Here is a 20,731-nt window from a genome sequence, read left to right as displayed (position 1 = left end):
CACCCGATGGTGGACCTAACTACGACTTATGGCGTACGACCCTTGCTGTTCAGAGTTCTGTGAGAGCGCTAGGCATGCCCGTGTTTGACCGCATATAGCGCGGCCTGCGTGCGATCATCCAATTCGAGCTTGCCTAATATGCTGCTGACATGGGTTTTGACGGTTTTCTCCGCGATCACCAGATCTGCTGCAATCTCCTTATTGCTCAAGCCTCTAGCGATCAAACCAAGCACTTCTTTCTCTCGCTGCGTCAAAGAATCCCATCCACTTATGCCAGATTCTGATGTAGCAGTTGGAATGGCAGTGGGAGCTGTTAAACCCGCAACAAGCAACTTCGTAATCATCGGATTCAATTGCACATTACCATGGTAGGCCCCGCGGATCGCTTCAACCAACTGATCAGGCTCCATATCCTTGAGCAAATACCCGACTGCTCCCGCCTGTAAGCAAGATAACACATGGTCTTGTTCAGCGAAGCTCGTCAGTATAATAATTTTCACATTCGGCAGCAGCTGAAGCATCCGCTCGGTCGTTTCTATCCCGTTCATGCCCGGCATTAGCAAGTCCATCAGAACGATGTCTGGACGCAGCTCTGCTGCTTGCTGTAACGCTTCTTCCCCACTGCGGGCCAATCCCGCCAATTCCAAGTCCGACTGCATGTTCAAGAAAAAGCCGAGCCCTTTCAATACGACCGCATGGTCGTCAACTAACAATAATCTGATCTTCATTCATCATTCGCCTCTATTGTAGACTTGGTGGTATTACTTGCGCCAAGGGTAGTTCAACCCTCACAACGGTCCCTTGATCTGGTCCTGTTTCTATTCGTACAAACCCTCCAACTAATGCGGCTCTCTCCTGCATACCGAGTAGTCCTAGACCGCTTGACGAATGATCATGCCGGATTGGATCGTTGCGATCGAAGCCCATCCCCTGGTCCGTCACGACCATCGTGACTTTATCCGCACAATATAGGAGCTCGATTCGAACCTCATTCGTATGCCCATGCTTACTAACATTGTTTAAGGCTTCTTGTCCGATACGCCACAACGCTTCCTCTACCAACTGCGGGAGTTCCTGCAACCCTTTAACCTCAGAACGAACAGTCAGTCCGAGCCGTTTCCCATACTGTGTAAGTCCCGTTACAATGCCGAGCTCCAATCCTGGGGGGCGCAGTTGCAAGATCAACGAGCGCATTTCCTTCAGAGCTTCCTGGGACAAGCTCTGGATGTCCTTTAATGTACKGGATAACAATGCCCATTCCGACTGTGGCAGCGATTCGGCTCCTCTAGCAGTTACATTCAAGGAGAATAAGGTTTGACTAACCGAATCGTGCAGATCTCGAGCTAATCGGTGGCGCTCTTCCTGTCTGGTCAGTTCCCGCCGTTGGTACAATAACCGAGCCTTATCAAGGTTAAGAGCAATTTGTCCTGCCAAGGCGGTTAACACTTCCACATCATTAGCATCAAATGAATCAGGCCGCTCCTCTGTCACAAGCAAGACACCGTAGGCCATATCAGAACGATAGATCGGAACCGAGATGACAGACTGAAACGGTCCAATCCCAACCTCATCCAACCCTTTATAGCTGATCTTGTTGCGTGACTCATTCACGACGGTTAATTGTTTAATCGCCACTGTAACCGGATTCGCTTCCGATAAGCCCATTTTCGTATGGCTGCTCGTTATTCGTCCGTCTACATAATGAGCTCGCAAATACAGCTCATTTCCTTCACGTAAAAAAAGGGTAGTCTTCTGCCACCCATACGCTACACCGATACGCCCAACAACTTGCTCCGACACTAGACCGGACTCAGTCGTCTCCGCGATCCATCTCGATACTTCACTTAGCTTGGCCAAATGTTCGGCTCGTTTGCGTTCCGCTTGAAATAGCATGGTACGTTTCACTGCTGATCCGATCTGATAGGCAACCGCATGTAACAAGGCCAGCTCCTCGGCATCAAAATGTCGTTTGTTCGGCGCGGCTACATTCAATATCCCAATTAACTCGTCCCCAGCTAGCAAAGGAATGGAGGCGTGGTGCTCAATATGTTGCGTATCGCCCCACTTGTATTTCCCGGCATCTTCGATCCGTTTGCAAGATATGATATTGACGGCTCGCTGAAGTCTTCCATCCCACAATCGGTCAAGACACCAGCATCGTCCTGAACACATAGGAGCTTCACCACCCCAGCTAAGCGCAGGCGGAAGACCGCATTTGGCAGCCAATTTGTACGTGGGTTGTACACCAGCAAGGAATACCCAACCAGTCGGAAGGCCTGTCACCTCGAGCAATTGAGTTAATACATCCTGCAGCATTTCCTCCGTATCGTTCGATCGATTCAATGTTTCCGAGATGCTCTGCAAAGCTAATAACTCTTCTTCGCGATTGTACTGTCGCATCTATGAGCCCTCCCGTCCAGATTGATATCTAGGCTGTCATCCCTTCCTGGAGTGGCAATGAAATCCACACTTTGACCCCACTACCCTGCGAAGTTTCCAGTTCCAGGTTACCCTTCAGAAATAAAATACGACTGCGCATCTGTTCCATCCCAATTCCAGAAGCTCCAATCTGCTGCACGGCTGGGACTTGCTCGAACCCGATCCCATCGTCTTCATATAGCATATAGAACGTTTCTTGTAAGACATACAGGTGGATGGATACTTGGTTGGCGAGTGAATGCTTCTTGGCATTGTTCAGAAGTTCCTGCACAATGCGAAAAACATGGCGTTTGGTCTCCAAGCTCCGGCTCTCAATCGCATTTGCTCGTGTGATCTTCAAATCGATGGCGAAAAGACTCGCCGCGCTCTCCTGCTCGATCAGCTTCTCGATCGTTCGCAGAAGGCCGATCTCCTGGAGCAGATGCGGATGCAACTCGAAGCAGCTTTGCCGTAAATTCGAATTAATAATATCGACATAATCAACCAAACCCATGATTTGATCCTGATCCTCCGGTTTATATTCATACTTGGCAACAATCGACGACAATCTTCGTTTCAGGAAAAACAAGTCCTGCATCGTCGTATCGTGAATATCGGTTGCGATTCGAACCCGCTCCTTCTCCTGAAGCTCGAACATAAGCTTCCGGAACCAGGCAAGATCTTGCGCGACCTGCTCATTCGGCAACTGGGCGGCCAAATACTGAAGCTTCGTTGTCAGTTTGCGGATCAGAAAAATATTTTCCATGGAAACCGATAAGTACGAAATAATCAAATTCAGCCACTGCACTTCTTCCATGCCTAGCAGCGTGTTCGTTTTTTTGCGCGTAGTAATTAGATAGCTCGTATATTCTTCATTCGAATTCACTTCATAAATCAAAAAAGAGGGATGTTCGATTGCGCCATCGGCTACAAGCTGTTCAACCTCGTGCAAATCAATATCACCGGCACCTATCACTTCAATATCATCTTTATACCGGAACACAATGGCGCTGCCAAACACTTGGAGAGCCGTCACAATATCGACCAAGATGAYGTCTTTCAGCTCACGGAAGCTGGAAATATTACCAAGACTTTTGGCGATTTTTTTCAACGCGGACTGCAGAACGTACTTGCGCGGGAACATGATGCGTTCCAGTTTGGTAGCGATATATTCCAATGAATACAATAGGATCGTGAGCAAGATTAGTGTGAAGCAGAATAAGAACAGGATATGGCGAACCGTAACGTGCTGCTGGAAGATGGTAAAGATGAATCCGCAAATCAACAGACTTGGCAGGAGCGATATGGACGTAGTCAGCAGGAGCCGCCGCAAGACGATATGGATATCGTACAATTGCCGGGTGGCGATCAGATAAGCAAAGGATAGTGGAAAGAACACGATGATGCAACCTGTATACAACGTCGGAACCCAAGGATATCCGAACAGCAATAAGGGGAGAAAGGACAATATTGCGAACGGCAAGAACGAAACGCATATCGAGATCCATACCGTCTTGACCAGAATACCGATACTATCGTTACTGCCCCAATATCTGATCAACAGCGAAGTCATAATATAGAAGTTAAACAGGATACCTAGCATGAAAAAAGGAATGGTGACGAAATTGTTGTAAGCATACACTGTGTAGGCCAGCTCCGGAATGAAAAATCCAATTCGCAGGACAAATGCTACAAGCACGGCAGCATACAACGGTTTCAGTATACGCTTGGTGAAGTGTACGCCTCCTTTCTCTAGAAAGAACACTTGCAGAAAATGATAAAACAAGACTGGCAGCAGCATCAAAAAGCTACTGATCAGCACCTTTCCCAAGGAATCGCCCCGTATCGAGGACAACAAGCTCATGAAGATGAGACCAATATTGATAAATACAAGCGCCAAGTAAACGGCTGATCTGGAGCCTCTCAGGGTTAGTAAAATAAAAGCAGCTACCAAAAAACAAAAGGTTTCCACTATTAACGTTAAATAATCGCCAAGGTTTCTTACTTTCGCAGTTGCAACTTCGAAGCTCACACCGTTCCGAGATATAAGTAAGCTGTCAACTTGATCAACCGTTCTCCATTTCAAGATGGATGGATGCTGATCCGGTGCCTTATGATCGACGCGCTCAATAATATCACCAATCTGCAGCCCTAACCTAGATTCAACATCACTCTCCTCGAAACTGGTGATCACCCATTGGTGAGAGGCATTCTGCTCAACGACAATTCCAGTCTGCGGATAGCGGAAGGTGAGGAATAAGAACCAGAACTGAATAAGGACGACTAGGACAATTGTTAGAATATACAAAAAATATTTTTTCATAAATCTCACCTTCTCGACAGCATTTTTGGTATAATCATAGTACAAGCTAGATCTGCGAAAAGTGTTAAGAATTGTATATGAGGAGGACAAGCCAATGTCAGTACTTACATGGTCATCCAACTTACAACAGGCGGTTCGCAGCGTGAAACGGATGGAAGTTCGTCAAATGGAATCTTTACTTCATGACTCGCAACTCGTGGAATTAACATTAGAAGAGAAAAAAGCACTTGATTTGTCTTTCCGTCAGGCGAGTGGTAACAAGGACACTAGAAATTCATACTGGGCTTAAATCAGTCACCGTAATTTTACCAAAATAAAAAGAGATTGTATAACGGATTATTCCTTATACAGTCTCTTTTTTGTTGTTGTTGTCGAACGAACGGCGTACTGATTACCGTTTAATCATGCGATTTCGACAAGAACAAGATAACTATTATGCGATTCGACAATTTATATAGTTTTGTCATAGAATCTGATCCTAAAATCAGTTATAATTCCCTATAGGCTGACTAGCAATTATTTCTACTTATTCGCTCGCCTCTATCGAGAGTCGCATTTTTGAGAATCGGAACTTGTAACTTCCAACACATTAGAGGTGAATCATGGTTCATAAGAACGCCAAAGCTTTTGCGCTCGGTCATTCCATCATACCGCTTATCCTACTATTGTTATATGGAAAGACCGAACAAGCAGTACTTTTGCTTCTTGCCGGACTGGCCATCGCCTACACGACGTATTTGTTGTGGAGAGCGTTCTCTGTACAGGATTTATCCCGATTCCTGAAAGCACCCGGGTTAATCTTACTCATGGCCATCGATTGGCTGATCACGACGCTTGTGTTTATTTGGCCAGATTGGAGTCCCAGCTTACGACCGAGTTGGCTGTTACTACTCGTCATCCCGCTCTATGCTTCGGAAGCTAGCATCATCTCAACCTTCGTCTTTAGTTTGTTTGGCATTGTAAGCCTGTATTTCATGTACTATTACCAAGGTGGCGCATTCTTTTCGTTCGATACGTTCTTGATCGTCATGGGACTGCTTCTGTTCATTCTATTCATCAGTCGCGTCTCGACGAACTTGACTCGAATGGCTTTCTTCGACACCCTAACCTTGCTGCCCAATCGCGATCTGTTCAAGGAACGATTGAACARTGCGTTGCACAAGGCGATGCGCAAGCCTACGCCAATTGCTGTGTTTTTCCTCGATTTGGACAAATTCAAGCATATCAACGATACGATGGGGCATGAGGTAGGAGACGCTCTGCTTCGAACGGTATCGGAACGAATTCTTGAGAAAATGCCAAAGGGCGCCACACTTGCTCGTATGGGGGGAGATGAGTTCGCCCTCCTACTGCCTCGTTTTTCGAAGATGGAAGAAGTCGTCAACCTATGCAAAGATATATTCCAGTCGCTGCATGAAGCAGTCCTACTCAACGATCAGGAGGTGTATATTACGACTAGCATAGGTGTCGCCTTGTACCCCGATCACGGAAGAACGGCCGAGCAGTTGATGAAAAACGCCGACGTCTCGATGTACAGGGCCAAGGAGCAGGGACGTAACCATTATCAGTTCTACAGCCCGCCAGAAGGTGTGCAAATGCCTTATGAACGATTCGCGATGGAAGCGATGCTCCGCAAAGCGTTAGAGAAAGACGAGCTTGTCGTCTACTATCAACCTCGCGTCAGTACCCGAACCGAGCAATTGGTATGTGTAGAAGCACTTGTTCGCTGGATTCATCCCGAACTTGGCTTGATTCAACCGCTTGATTTCATTCCACTGGCTGAAGAAACCGGGCTAATCGTACCTCTTGGCGAGCTAGTGTTGCGCAAAGCATGCCATCAAGTTCGCATGTGGCAAAACATTGAGGGCTATTCTTCACTGCGAGTCAGCGTTAACTTGTCACCGCTGCAGTTCAGACAGCAAAACTTGCCCGTTCTTATCCATCGTCTGCTCCGCGAGTCGAAGCTGGCACCCGAGTGTCTGGAGCTGGAAATAACAGAAAGCGCAGCGATGCAGAACGTCAATCGTAACATTCTGATGCTGCGCGATTTGAAGGAAATGGGCGTCAAAATATCGATTGACGACTTCGGAACTGGTTATTCGTCTCTAAGTTATTTGAAGCGGTTTCCGATCGACGGTCTCAAGGTCGACCGTTCGTTCATTAATGGAATTCATGAGGACTCTGACGATGCTGCGATTGTGACGGCTATTATCGTCCTCGCCCGTACCCTCAAATTGAAAGTTACGGCGGAGGGCGTAGAAACCGAAGAGCAATATGCCTACTTGCAGCAGCAAGGCTGCGACGAAATCCAAGGCTATTTGTTCGGCAAGCCTATGCCGGTCGATACGTTCGAAGATTGGCTTAACCTACATATGACCGACGAAGCATTACCTTATTAACCCGATTCTACTGATACTTGGCTTCCTTCCCCGGCTGCCGCTGCAGGCTGAACGATCAGTCTGCGCGGCAGCCTTGCTCTTAGCTCCGGAACGTGGCTGATGACGCCGACAGTTAATCGTTCCATGTGCAACTTCTCCAACGCTGCAATAACCGACTCCAGCAACTCCTGATCCAATGTACCGAACCCTTCGTCCAGGAAAAAAAATTCAAGCGGATAACGGCCGCGCAGCTGAATCTGCGCCGAGAGCGCCAGCGCTAACGCAAGTGAGGCCAGAAACGTCTCACCGCCGGATAACGTAGATACCGGGCGCCGGACACCGCCATTCGCATCATCGCGAATTAGGAAACCTCCAGATGAATCTACTTCTATCGCATATCGCTGTCCCGTCAAATCCCCTAACCGCTGCGAAGCAGCACGACTGACGACGATCAATTGCTCTTCGGCCACATATTCCACGAATGCATTCCCGCGCAGCACACTTTGCAGCTTCGTAAGTCTGGAGATTTGACTTTCTAACTCCACTCTTGCTCGTTGCAGCTCACTCCACTTCAAATGCTTCGCTTCCATATCCTCCAGGTCACGCTCGGCTTTTGCCGCTTCCTGCAGAGCAATTTCATCTTGCTCACGCGCAGCGACCCATTCCGCTACACATGAATTCCATTGTTCTTCTGTTATGACGCTGCCCTGCAGCTGTTCCTGCAGTGATTGCACCTTCAGCTTGAGCTTCGTTTCCTGTTCGCGATGCGTGTTGATGGACGCCAGACGATTACTCCGCTCTTCCTCAGGCAAGCGTGCCTTCTCCACCTCCTGCTGTGAGGTGAACACGGTCGTCTGCAGTGCAGCTTGCCACCCGGCCTCAGCCTTCTCAGCAGCTATCGCGGTTGAACGCTTGGATTCTACGGCTGTACTATGTCGATCCATACTTATCTGCATGGCAGACTGCGTGAGACTTACTTGCTCTCTTGCCGCTTGCTCGCTGCTTCGTATCGTGTCGAGCTGTTGCTGCGTTTCTAGCATCAAGGCAGCGACATCGTCGCCTTCTGCCCGTTCGCGAAGTTGCACGGCTTTCTCCTGAACGGCTTGCTTACGGGCTTCCAGCTGAGCGTCAAGCTGGGCCAATTCCTTGTCCACCTGTGTGGTCTGGACATGTAACTCCTCGATTTGCTTGACGGTTGACTCCAGAAAAGGAATGCTCTTGGCTATCCGTTCCTTCAGCTCCTCGACCTGCTTATCCTGTTCGGCCAGCAACGCTATGAAAGGGTCGACTTGTTCGACCGTCCACTCTATGTATCGTTCCACCCATGTAGCTTGCAGCTTGTTCACTTGGGTCCGTGCTGCTTGCAGCTTCTCAGTAGCCGCGATTGCTGCTGCTTGAGCGGCATCTAACCGTGCGACAAGCTCGTTCTGCTGCAGCTCTTGCTGCCGTCGCTGCTGCTGCGCCCGCTTGAACGCTTCCTCGATATGCGTCAAGCGTGTGGCAGCTGTATTGGCTTGCTCCACTAGTGCTGCGACTGCGAGCGGCAGATTTGGGGCTGTAGCTTGCAGGACAGCTGAGTGAATGTCAGCGGCGGTGAGCGCTGGCAAGTGCAGGTTGCCCGGCGCTTCGCCAGGGGCAGTGAGCGCTGACAAGTGCGATCGGTCTGGCGCTTCGCCAGGGGCTGCTGGGCGAAGGTCAGGGGCAGTTGACAAGTGCATGCTGCCCGGTGCCTCACCAGTGGCTGCTGGGCGAAGGTCAAGGGCGGGAGACACTGACAAGTGCGAGTGACCCGCCGCTTCGCCAGAAGCTGCTGGGCGCGAGTCAGGGTCGGTTGCCAGAGAGGTGGCTGCTTCCGCGTACGCGTCTGTGGGGCCGGCTTGCGGCCAGCCTTCCCACTGGGTGGCCAGCTCGTCCAGCTTCGAACCGTGCTGGAGCAGCCGGAACTGCAGCTGCTGCAGCGGATCACGCAGCAGCTCCAGCTCTTCGCTGAGCCGCGCATCCTCCTCTGCTTCGGATGCAGTGGGCTCTGCGCCGTGCGCAGCAGGCGCCTGCTCGCCGCCGCCGAGGCGCGGATGCTCGTGCGAGCCGCACACCGGGCACGGCTCGCCGTCCGCGAGCGACGCCGCGAGATGCGCGGCCAGCCGCGCGGTCTCGCGCTCGCGCTGCTGGCGCTGCTGCTCCGCCAGCGCCGCTTGCACGGCCGCCTGCAGGCGGCTCGCCTCGAGCGCGAGCCTTCGCAGCGCCTCGCGCTCGCCGGCCGCGCCCGCCGCGTCAGCGGCCAGCTGCTCGCCGTGCGCGGCCTCGCGCGTGGCGAGCTCGCGGCGCTGCTGCTGCAGCCGCTCGAGCGCCTGCGCGCTGCCGGCCGCTTCGGCGGCCAGCTCGGCGGCGTGCCGCTCGGCCGCGGCGAGCTGCTGCTTGTCAAGCGCAGCCGCCTGCAGCTTGTGCCGGTGGCCAGCCGGCGCCTCCAACCGTTGGAGCTGCTCTTGCAGCTCCGCCTGCTTCTGCTGCGCCCGGACGCGCAGCTCCGTCTGCTGGCGCAGCCGCGCCGTGTCGGCCGCGAGCGTGCCAGCGGCCTGCTCGCGCGTCGCGCTCAGCTGCGCGACATCCGCCGCTAGCCGCTGCAGCTCCTGCTGCAGCGCCAGCGCCTGGCGCAGCCGCTCGAGCCGGACGGACAGTCCGGCCTCGCCGGCGAGCAGCGCCTGCTGCGCGGCGGCATGGGCTTCCGCGGCCGCGTTATGGCCGCGGCTCGCGCCGGCGAGGCCTTCGGCCGCGGCGGCTTGCTCGCGCGAGGCGTCCGCCGACCGGCGGGCGGTCTCCTCCCGTTCCCGCAGGAACGGGAGGAGCCGTTCGGCGGCGTCGGCAAGGACGAGCGAGCGCTCCCAGAGCGCGACCGCGTCCTCGCGCGAGGCGAGCTTGGCGAGCTCGCGCTCCAGCTGCTCGCGTTCCAGCTGCCAGTCCCAACGCTGCTTGAGCGCATCGCGCCGTGCCTGGGTAGTCTGCAGCCGCTCGCGTTGCGTTCTGGCGGTCTCCTTCGCAGCATGCAGCCGTGAGGCTGCATTGTGCAGGGCGTCCGCCGAAGCATCGCCAAGCCCTTGCTGCTCGGCTACCGTCTGCTTCAACCGCACATCCGTCGCTTTCATGCGGCTGCTAAGTCTGGCGTTTAGCTTATCTCCGTAGGCTTCCAACGCGAATAATCGCTGCAACATCTGACGCCGCTCACTATGCTTTAACGATAAAAATTCGGCGAACTTTCCCTGGGGAAGCACGACCGCCCGGGTGAAATCATGCATAGACAGGCCAATCGTGTCCTCAACGGCCTTGGTCACTTCCTTGCTCTTATCCGCTAATACGACAGCCTGATCGGGCTCGAGGGCTTGATCTCTTCCCGATTCTGACTCACTCGCGCCTAATCGGACGAAGCGGCTCACGGTTTGCAGCAGAGAGGTTTCGCCATTCCGCTTGTATTGGCGATCGACACGGTATCGCTCCCAGCCGGAGGAACTGGACAACTCGAATGTAAAGGAGACGGATAACGTATTCTCGGCATGATTCAAAATGCCTTGCGTCCCGCCACTCGCCCGTTCAACCTCGCCGTACAGCGCCAGTGTCATCGCATCCAGAATCGTCGATTTCCCGCTGCCCGTCGGTCCGAATATGCCGAACACCCCGGCATCACACAGACGAGTGAAATCAATTTCCTGCTTAGCTCGATAGCTCTGCAGTCCGGCTATCGTTAATTGAATCGGCTTCACTCGGCCGCACCTCCTTCTTCACTGGAAGTCGCACTGCCTTCCAGCAGCAGCTCAAGGAACAGCTGCACCAGCTCAGGCTCAGCTTGCGCGCCCCCTGTTTGTCGAGTGTAGAATCGACGGAATAGCTCATCCGCAGGCAGATGCTCCCTGAGACCCGCCGTATCATACGACTCGGCTTCACTCTGCTCGTATACAGGGCGTATCGTTACGATACCGGCATGCCTTTTGCGCAACTGCTGAATTTGCTCCATCCCCATCGCTTCTGTCAAATGCACATCCAGTTCAATCCAACTGCGGGCATCCTTGCCCTCATCGATCCATCTATGTACTTGCTCCAAGCCTTCTTTGGCCTGCCACCGAACAAGCGGTTTTCCCGAAGACAGGAACAACTCCTTGATTTCCGGCTCTTCTCCAGGTCGTATATCCAGCAACGTAACGGACTTGGCTTGTCCGGCTTCCGAGAAGCTGTAAGCGAGAGGAGATCCGCTATACCGGATACGTGCATCGGCTTTGACCTCCTGAGGTCGATGTAGATGACCGAGTGCCGTATACTGAGCTCCGATAACAAAAGCTGAGGGATCTACCGTATAAGCCCCACCCACTTGAATCGGACGTTCCGAATCGGATTCATAACCTCCCAACACGTACAAATGACTCATCGCCAAATTCACTGTATCTGTGCGGAAATGCTCAGCCTGATGACGCATCAAGGCGCTAACCTTGCCAGAATAAGCACCACGCAGCGTTTCCTGATCGAATTCATCTGTCAACAGTTCCTTCAATCGTGACTCTGAGGGATAGGGCAGCGCCGCAATAACAGCGCGTTCCCCTGTGCGACTTACCTGAAGCGAGACAGGCTGCACGTTAGGTAAGCCGATTAGCGTAATACCTTGTCGTTCCGCAAGTGGACCAGACGCCGCCAATCGCTCTGGATTATCATGATTGCCTGCAATCACAACGATGGGTCGTCGTCCTTCGTCCCCCAACCGGGCGATCGCCTCATAAAACAATTGTTCGGCTACCGCTGGAGGATTCACGGAATCATACACATCTCCTGCAAGCAGTACTAGATCGACCTGTTCCTCATGGACTAAAGCTACCAATTCGTCCACGAATTGCGCCTGCTCTTCCAACCGACTTCGGCCTTCAAGCAACCTACCAAAATGCCAATCCGCCGTATGTAAGACACGCATGTGCCACACCTCCTCTTTTATGCCAAATCTTCTTGCCTACTACAGCTGAACTTCGTGTGAGCCGTCGAAAAAAAACAAAATCTTCGCTTTCACCGGCCGCTTCCATATTTGCTCAATGGCATGTGCATATAAATTCAGCTGCACTCGATATTTGTCTACCCGTTCCTCCAACTTATTTCCATCCAGGGCATCGGTTTTATAGTCGAGCAGGACGAGTTCCCCCTCCTCCTCGAACAAGCAATCGATAACCCCTTGGATCAGAATAAGCTCATCCTTCGTGTTGTCGTCCAAGTCGGGATATATGTCTCCAGCCTTTAATCCGTAGCTGAACGGCACCTCGCGGTGCACTTGACTGGCATGCAGCAGCCTCTGACCGAGCGGTGAACAATAGAATCGATAAACAAGCTCCGCATCTGCTTCTGCTCTCTGCTCAACCGTTAGCAACTGACGATTAACCATCCTATCCATCGTATCCACAATCACTTCCTGCGAAAGTGCTTCGTGAAGCGGAACGTGCTGCATAACAGCATGATAGACAGTCCCCCGCTCTGCAGCATTCATCTTGCGCTGTTCCAAGAATTTGGGACGCCGGGCAAATAAATGCTGTGTCCGTTGAACATCATCCGCCCGCTCCTGCTGCTCAGAATGAGGCATAACCGGCAGCAAGACAGCCCCCCCATCCTCATCGTCATCATCGAACCGGCGCTGATCGGCCAGTCTTTTCAGCTCGGTGACCGAAGTTTTGGAGAAGAGCTTGGACAAGCTATCGTGCGGGTTACGCCACTCGAGCACCTGTTCCAGCTGCTTACCGAAAGGCGAAGAGATGCCAGGCGCAGGCTCAAGCTGAGCGATCGCTTCCATCCGGTCATCCGCGAATCTGGCTTCTACTGCTGCAGCCGCTTGGGCCAAGCTTTCCGTTGTAATAACGGCCATATTCCAGAAAGATGGTTCGTGCCGCATGATACTCAGCCCGCTACCTGTTGGCTCCGGTACCCCACCCCAGGAGCGCAGCGTATCCGCTTGCGGATGTCGAATGAGAGCAGGTCCAAGCCAATCTAGAAAGCACTTGGCCTTGGCCAGCTCGTAATCAGGCAGCACCCAGTCCGGATGCGAGGTAAGTGTCCCCCACTTCTGTACTTGCTTGTCCATGGAAGACATTGTCCCAAGTAAGAATAGCTTCTCCTTAGGGCGTGTCAGGGCAACGTACAGGACACGTAGCTCCTCGGCGAGCATCTCCATCCGCATCCGTTTGCGAATGGCGAGCAGCGGCAATGTCGGATAACTTACCCGCAGCGCGGTGTCGACATATTTGGGACCGAAACCAAGCTGCTTGTGCATCAGGAATGATCCGTTCAGATCCATCATGTTGAACCGCTTGCCTAAAGCAGCAACGAATACGACGGGAAACTCAAGCCCCTTGCTCTTATGGATCGACATGATCCTTACGACGTCCTCTTGCTCGCCTAACGAGCGAGCCGTTCCCAGGTCGCCACCATTGTCCTGCATACGCTCAATGAACCTCAAGAAGCGGTAAAGTCCTCGGAATGAAGTCGCTTCGTATTGACGAGCCCGGTCATACAAGGCACGTAGATTCGCTTGTCGCTGCTGACCGCCAGGCAGTCCACCGACATAGTCGAAGAATCCTGTCTCGCGAAGCACGGTCCAGATCAAATCGGCCAAGGAGCCTTGTCGAGCCGACTGCTGCCACTGGCCGAGCATCGCCTGGAAAGCACGGAGCTTCGTGCGAAGCTGCTCCAACCCTTCTTCATTCAGCTGCAGCTGCTCATCAATCGATGGTGCACGACTTTCTTCATCTCGCACAGCTATACAAGCAAGTACAGCTTCATAATACGGACTGTTACGCCGGAACAGCCGGACCTGTGCAAGCTCTTCAGCCGACAGCTGGAAAATTGGTGAACGCAGTACCGCTGCTAGCGGGATGTCCTGATAAGGGTTATCTATGACCTTGAGCAACGATAGCAGCGTCTCCACTTCCGTAGCTGTGAAGTACCCGGTATTCAGATCCGCATAAACTGGTATCCCAGCTTGCTTCAATTCCTCCAGCATGACCGAGGACCAATTGGACGGGGAACGCAGCAAGATTACGATATCACGGTATTCTAATGTGCGATAACCATCCAAACCTCGGTCGTACACCTGATAAGGCCGTTCACCGGACTCACCCTTCAATTTACGTATGGTGGCTGCGATTAATCGTGCTTCCAGCTGTGCCGTCTCTGCCTGCTCTTCTTGCTCAACCGCCGCATCTATGGTCGCCGCTGAACCGTCGCCTTCTGCAAACTCATCCGATTCGTTATCCTCATCCTGATCAGATCCCGACCTCGTAGAACTGGATTTGTCCACAAGCAGCACTTCAATTGAATTATTGTTCGGGCTTAGCGGGTAGCCTGCTCCGCATACAAGCTGAGCCGATTCGTCATAGTCCATCTCCGCAACGGCTACACTCATCAGTTGTTTGAACAAATAGTTCACACCATCGACAACTTCGCTCCGGCTGCGGAAATTCCGTGCCAAATCGATACGATGTCCTGCTGTTCGATCCTGGTAAGCACTATACTTGTGCAGGAACAGCCCTGGCTCTGCCAAGCGAAACCGATATATACTCTGCTTCACATCTCCAACCATAAAGCGATTTCCCGGCGAACGCTTCGATATTAACTCAACGATTGCTTCCTGCACCATGTTCGTGTCCTGATATTCGTCCAGCAGCACTTCGGCGAACTGATTGCGGTATTCATCCGCAGCATCAGACGGTAGTGCCAGCTCCGGCGTTGAGTCAGCGTGACGCAATATACGCAGGCAATAATGCTCCAGGTCAGAGAAGTCGACCAGTCCACGCGCTGCCTTCTGCGCTCTGAATCGCTCGCCGAATTCGTTCACGATATCCGTCAGCGTCGACATGATCGGCGCCATCGTGACCAATTCCGCTCTATACTGCTCCGTCGTACGCTGAAATAGCTCTTCCTGCAGTGCATATAGCTGCTTCTTGGCCTGCTCCCGCAGCTTCTTAACTCGCTCTTGAAGCTCCTTGTCCACCGTATTGCTGCGACTCGGGTTCAATTTACCAAAGCCCGCTGTCTGGAACCGTTCGTACAATAGCTCCCACGATTGGTCAGCCGCAACTATCAATTCGCCCACAGCTTGGCGATCTTCATTCAGATTGGCGATATATGAATCCGGCCCCCCTGGACTCTCAGCAATCTGAAGCCCTTGCTGAAGTAAGCCGTCTATGCCCTTCAACTCCAACCGGACGTCTTGTAGTAAGCATTCCTGCCAAATACGAACACCGTCGTTTGCAGATGATGAATCGCCCGCCCCCTCGAAGGCGGAGACGATTTGTTGCAGCCAATGTTCCGGCCACGGATGACTTCGCGAGAAGTCATACAGCTTCTGGATGAATCGGAACAGCGCTTCATCTCCCCGCTCACCGCCGAACCAGTCGACCAACTGCCAGAACGGACTGTCCTCCTCACTCTGCCCGTATTGGTCTTCCAACAGCTCTGACAAAATATCTTGTCGCATCAGCTCGGCTTCCGTATCATTCGCGATCCGGAAGGAGGGGTCCAGTTGAATGCGCGAGAAGTACCGATGTACAATTTCCAGACAGAAGGAATGGAGCGTTGTAATCGATGCTTGATGGATGAGCGATATTTGCTTGAGCAGATGGGTGGACTGGGGATTACGGTGCAATTCCTTCTCCAACGCCTCACGAATACGCTGGCGCATTTCTCCTGCCGCCGCATTCGTGAACGTTGCCACTAAAAGCTGGTCCACATCGATAGGATCGTGTTCATCGGTCACTCTCCGGATGATGCGCTCCACCAATACCGCTGTCTTGCCCGAGCCTGCTGCCGCAGCAACAAGTACGTCGCTGCCCCGCGTGCGGATTGCCTCCCATTGCTCGTCCGTCCACTTGCTGTCTAACGGTTTATCCACGGAATATATCTCCTTCCTTCACATCTTGTCTCGATACGGCCGCATCTATGGCCTGCCATACTTGGTCTTTGCCGATTACTTGCAGCCGTTTGTACGACTGAGCATCGGCTCCAGGTTCGAAGCGACAAACCGGCTTATACGGACAAAATGTGCAAGCAAGCTTCGGTCCCATCTGATAAGGACGAATGTCCACGTGACCATCCGTTATTTGCGTGCCGATGTCCTTAATTACACTGCGCACATATCCTCGAAGCCCATCCCACTGAGCCTCGGAAGCGATGGAAGAGCTTTTGTAGAAGCTTCCGTCCGTCTTCATCCCTGCCGGTATGAGAATGGAATTGCCGCTTTGATGCGCCAGACGATTGTCCATGAGCTGGACGGTATTCACATCTTCCAGCACAAGTCCACGCATTTTGAATCGCTTCAATAGCTCCAGCTCGGCCTCTCCTACGGTGAGTACGTTTTTGCGTTGCAGCATCGGATTATGTACATGAAAGTACAGCACGCCGGCAGGTTTCGCTTGCTGGCCCAACCAACGCTCCGCGTGGGTAATGACGACATCCAGATACGTCAACATTTGAAGTGACATGCCATAATACACATCAGTCATTCGCAAATCGGTCGGACTCGATTTGTAATCGATAACCCGGAGCAGCATGCCCCGATCACCGTCTGCGCGATCAACCCGATCGATCCGGCCAATGATCTCCATCATGGAGCCGTTATCGAGCAAGAACTCCAATGCAGGCAATGTTTGGCCGGGACCGAACCCGAGCTCTAGTCCGATTGGAACGAACGAACCGTGTCTCGCATGTTCGCCTAATACAACCGAAGCCCGGCCTACAATCTGCTTGAGCTTGCGTGTGATATAGCGGTGACGATTCGAGCTCAGCAATATCTCCGCTTGCAGACGCGGTGCGAGCTCATCGACGGCTTCCGAAGCCAACGCGAAGATTTGCTCCGGTGTGAGCGCCGCCCACTCCAGCTTCTCTTGCTGCAATCGCAGGGCAACCCGGCTAAGCGCCGCATGGAATAGCTGTCCGATGTCAGGTGCTTCCAGACGATAGACGCGTCGTTCGGCCAACCGCAAGCCGTGTGAAGCGAACTGGGAGAACGGACACGCCACGAATCGTTCCATTCTCGATACACTCGCCCGGAGCCGCTCTCCGTACAAGGCCTTGCTGATCGTTCTCGAAATGGTAGGTTCCTGATTCGTGTAGAATAAGGAGCGCAACGCCCGACGCAGTCTCTCTTTCCACATGGGTTCCCGAATGAACCAGTTGTAAGCTTCCCACCATACTTCGGCAATGTTCCGCCCTCTCATCCAATCCCGCAGTTGCACAGTTAACAGTGACAACACCCGTTCTGGGTGTGCCATGAAGTCTAGTGACTCTTCCTCACTCGCGTCTGTAGCYGGTTCTGACAATAGCATTCGTTCCGTGGCATTCGGGAAAAGGCGGCGAATCCGCTTCACGATCTCTGAGGGCAACAACGCTTTGCCTTCTTCGTCCGCTAGCGGGTAGCTAACCCATAGATGATGACTTGGCGTCGATAACGCGGTATAGATCAGGAACTGCTCATCCAACAGCTTGCGGCGGCTTCCGTCCGCCATCTCCAGTCCGCCTTCGATCAATCGTTCCCGCTCGGCTTCGGACAGCAGCCCGTCTTCGCTCATCTTAGCTGGCATAACGCCGTCGTTCGCACCCAATATGTAGGCACGCTTAATTCGGCTCGACCTTGTTCGATCCATACTGCCGATCAACACCTGATCCAGGGACGGCGGAACTAATGACAGCTTCACCTGATCCAGCCCGGTCTCGATCAATTCAGCGAACGTGCTCAGAGCAAGCTTCTCATCCCCGAGCATCTCCACGATCTGATCCAGCAGATCCAATACGCTGCCCCACACTTGCGAATGCTCCTTGGCCGCTTCCGGTCTTCCTGCTTCAATGCCGGCACGGGTTAACCGGTCCAGCTTGTGCGGTATCTGCAGTTGCTCCAGGAATATGTATAATGCTTGCGCCATCTCTCGCGCCGTACGGGCTGCTTTCATCGATTGTTCCAGAGCAGCGAGCGGCTCAACAATTCGCATGCGACATTCATGCAGCAGATCGGTCAAATATTCGTCCTGTTGTACTTGAACACCATTGTCCTCCAACGAAGTTCTCATGGCGGGTTCCCAGCGTCTTGCTTCCTTCCAACGGTAGCCTTGAATGCCAATCGCGAGGACCAGATTCTCGAGCTGGTTCATCCCGCTTCTTAGTTGACTCGTCGAATAGGTCGACTCTGCATCGGCCCCGGAAGGCAACGGCAGCAGCAACTCCGTCTTCACGCAACGAAATACCGCGTCATGCCCCCAATTACCGCTGATAACTTCCAGTGACGAACGAATCAGTTCGAACAGCGGGTGATGCAACAAGGAACGTTTCTGGTCGAAGAAGAACGGGATCTGAAAGTCACTTAACGTGGTGGCCAGCAAATCCCGATACTGTTCCATGTTGCGTACAAGTACTGCCATATCCCGCCAACGGTAGCCCCGTTCCCTCACTTGACGAATCATCTCACGAGCCAGGCCTTCCACTTCCGCACGCCGGTTAACGGCGCTCTGAATCGAGATATCAATGAACTCGCCAGCTGCCTCTAAGAACGGGCTAGACGTCCGGTTGCCCATATTCGCTTCCAAGTAGGCCAGCATCGGACTGTGACGGAATCGAACGGTCGGATTCGCTTCCAACAGCTGGACGTTCTCCTCCTCGACCCCCATCTGCTCGGCCACTTGCTTCAATCGGATCAGCGTCCTTGCTGTCGGATTGAACAAGTCTAGTTCACCCGGAGTATCCGTCGCTTCATAATTCCGATCCACGCACAGCGATATCGTAACGTTGCGGCAATGACGCATCAATTGCTCTAGTACGCTAAATTCCTGAGGGGTAAAGCCATGGAATCCGTCTACCCACACCTCAGCCTTGGACATAAATGAGGCATCTCTAACATGCTGAGCCAGCAACGTCAAGTAGTCCTCCGAATCGACGTAGTGCTGATTCAGATGATCTTCGAACTTCCCATAGATCGTTTTAATATCATAGAGCTTGTCTACCGTCGTACCGGATGCCTGTCCCGGCCCGCTATGGAAGTTCACATGGCGTTCCAGCTTGGATTGATCGATTCCATAACGTCTGAATTCCGTGAACAGCTTGTTCAGGCTCTCAATGAATCCGATCTGTTGTGCGGAGCCGCTGAATACACGCAACTCGTCCTGATGCTGTTGGATGATTCTCTGCAACAACATCGCTTTTCCACTGTCATCTATATGTATACGGGCCGTCCCGCCCGCTTCCTGCATCACTCGAAAAGCTAGTCGACGGAAGCTTAATACTTGCGTTCGAATAAGACCTCTCAGCCCTGGAGTTGAGACTAGCGAAGCCTCCGCTTGAAATGTCGCCTGCTCGGGGACGAGCAGAATGAGCGGGTCGCCTTCCGGTGCCTCCAACAGTCTGATACGGATATCGTCCAGACAACGCTGTGTCTTCCCGCTGCCTGCCCGTCCCAATATGTATCGAATGGCCATGAAAGCCTCCTATCAGTACAAGTGTTCTTGTTTCTCTCCTATTCTACCATATTTACTGTGTTGATGCGTTTGGAAATATATCTATAATTGCTCCGCTAACTAGAAAGACTATTTACAAACAGCGGGACGTTTTCTTAAGATAGAAGGGAACAATATTATGGATAATTGGAGGCTGACCACACATGTCGCAAGTACACGAACAAGAAGGATATTTTGGCGAGTTCGGCGGAAGCTTCGTTCCCCCTGAGCTACAGGAAGTTCTGGACTATCTGGCCTCACAATTCAAGAAGTACAAGGACGACCCCGAATTCATCGAAGAATATCAATATTATTTACGAGAATATGTAGGAAGAGAAAACCCGCTCACCTTCGCCAAGCAGCTAACCGATCGTTGGGGCGGAGCCAAAATTTACTTGAAGCGGGAAGATCTAAATCATACCGGCGCGCACAAAATCAACAATGTTGTAGGCCAGATTCTTCTAGCGAAGCGTATGGGTGCAAAACGTGTTATCGCAGAAACAGGCGCAGGACAACACGGTGTTGCGACCGCAACCGCATGTGCCATGTTCAACATGGACTGCGTGATCTACATGGGCGCCGAGGATACCCGCCGTCAAGCATTGAACGTATTCCGAATGGAATTGCTGGGCGCCAAGGTCATTCCGGTTACGAAAGGACAAGCCCGATTGAAAGATGCTGTGGACGAGGCGTTGAACGATCTGATTCAGAACTATCAGAATACGTTTTACTTGCTAGGCTCTGCAGTAGGTCCTCATCCGTTCCCGACGATGGTCAAGCATTTCCAATCCGTAGTGAGTGAAGAGTCGAAGCGACAAATTCTTGAGAAGGAAGGTCGGCTTCCCGATGCTGTATTAGCTTGTGTAGGCGGAGGCAGTAACGCGATTGGTGCATTCGCCCACTATATCGATGAGCCAACTGTTCGTCTGATTGGGGTAGAACCGGATCAAGCACCTACACTGACGGAGGGCGTACCAAGCATGATCCATGGCTTCAAATGTCTGGTGCTGCTCGATGAGGATGGCAATCCGAAGAAAACGTACTCGATCGCAGCAGGTCTGGATTATCCGGGAATTGGACCTGAGCACAGTTATCTCAAAGTGACAGGCCGCGCTGAATATGTA

At 52.5% G+C, this 20,731-nt stretch carries 10 protein-coding genes; 3 read left to right on the top strand and 7 right to left on the bottom strand.

Annotated features, from left to right (window positions below):
- Positions 1–68: 68 nt before the first annotated feature.
- From AC1DWB_RS26305 to AC1DWB_RS26295, 3 genes are read right to left on the bottom strand one after another with little or no spacing between them, the layout of a single operon-like run.
- Positions 69–728, bottom strand: a complete 660-nt coding sequence (locus AC1DWB_RS26305; protein WP_477544061.1) for a response regulator — start codon at positions 726–728, stop codon at positions 69–71.
- Positions 729–741: 13 nt separating this feature from the next.
- Positions 742–2,400 (bottom strand): GAF domain-containing sensor histidine kinase, encoded by a 1,659-nt coding sequence (locus AC1DWB_RS26300; protein ID WP_477544060.1) that lies wholly within the window; start codon positions 2,398–2,400, stop codon positions 742–744.
- 28 nt (positions 2,401–2,428) lie between these two features.
- Entirely contained in the window at positions 2,429–4,741 is a 2,313-nt protein-coding gene (locus AC1DWB_RS26295; protein ID WP_477544059.1) for an ATP-binding protein, read from the bottom strand.
- Between the two features lie 94 nt (positions 4,742–4,835).
- On the opposite strand from AC1DWB_RS26295, the gene AC1DWB_RS26290 reads away from it, so the two are divergent.
- Both AC1DWB_RS26290 and AC1DWB_RS26285 read left to right on the top strand, forming a co-directional pair.
- Positions 4,836–5,030, top strand: coding sequence for a hypothetical protein (locus tag AC1DWB_RS26290; protein WP_477544058.1), 195 nt, complete (start codon positions 4,836–4,838; stop codon positions 5,028–5,030).
- A 313-nt stretch (positions 5,031–5,343) separates the two neighbouring features.
- Positions 5,344–7,140, top strand: coding sequence for a putative bifunctional diguanylate cyclase/phosphodiesterase (locus AC1DWB_RS26285; protein WP_477544057.1), 1,797 nt, complete (start codon positions 5,344–5,346; stop codon positions 7,138–7,140).
- Here AC1DWB_RS26285 and AC1DWB_RS26280 read toward each other — a convergent pair.
- Genes AC1DWB_RS26280 through addB form a run of 4 tightly spaced genes read right to left on the bottom strand, consistent with a single transcriptional unit; the run spans position 7,137 to position 19,589 of the window.
- Positions 7,137–10,871 carry an AAA family ATPase gene (locus AC1DWB_RS26280; protein WP_477544056.1) on the bottom strand — a complete coding sequence of 1,245 codons (3,735 nt, stop codon included), beginning with the start codon at positions 10,869–10,871 and terminating at the stop codon, positions 7,137–7,139. The genes AC1DWB_RS26285 and AC1DWB_RS26280 overlap by 4 nt on opposite strands.
- Positions 10,868–12,064 carry a metallophosphoesterase family protein gene (locus AC1DWB_RS26275; RefSeq protein ID WP_477544055.1) on the bottom strand — a complete coding sequence of 399 codons (1,197 nt, stop codon included), beginning with the start codon at positions 12,062–12,064 and terminating at the stop codon, positions 10,868–10,870. The genes AC1DWB_RS26280 and AC1DWB_RS26275 overlap by 4 nt, the downstream gene beginning before the upstream one ends.
- A 39-nt stretch (positions 12,065–12,103) precedes the next feature.
- Complete coding sequence (gene addA, locus AC1DWB_RS26270) at positions 12,104–16,021, bottom strand: helicase-exonuclease AddAB subunit AddA (RefSeq protein ID WP_477544054.1); 3,918 nt, start codon at positions 16,019–16,021, stop codon at positions 12,104–12,106.
- Positions 16,014–19,589, bottom strand: a complete 3,576-nt coding sequence (addB, locus tag AC1DWB_RS26265; RefSeq protein WP_477544053.1) for a helicase-exonuclease AddAB subunit AddB — start codon at positions 19,587–19,589, stop codon at positions 16,014–16,016. The genes addA and addB overlap by 8 nt, the downstream gene beginning before the upstream one ends.
- A gap of 182 nt (positions 19,590–19,771) precedes the next feature.
- Between addB and trpB the strand changes: the two genes are divergently transcribed.
- Positions 19,772–20,731: tryptophan synthase subunit beta (gene trpB, locus AC1DWB_RS26260; RefSeq protein ID WP_477544052.1), on the top strand; the 960-nt coding region annotated here is incomplete at its 3' end.

Source organism: Paenibacillus sp. P4_E11 (assembly GCF_056401635.1).
The sequence above is the reverse complement of the archived record's forward strand: the minus strand, read 5'-3'. Positions and strand labels throughout refer to the sequence as shown.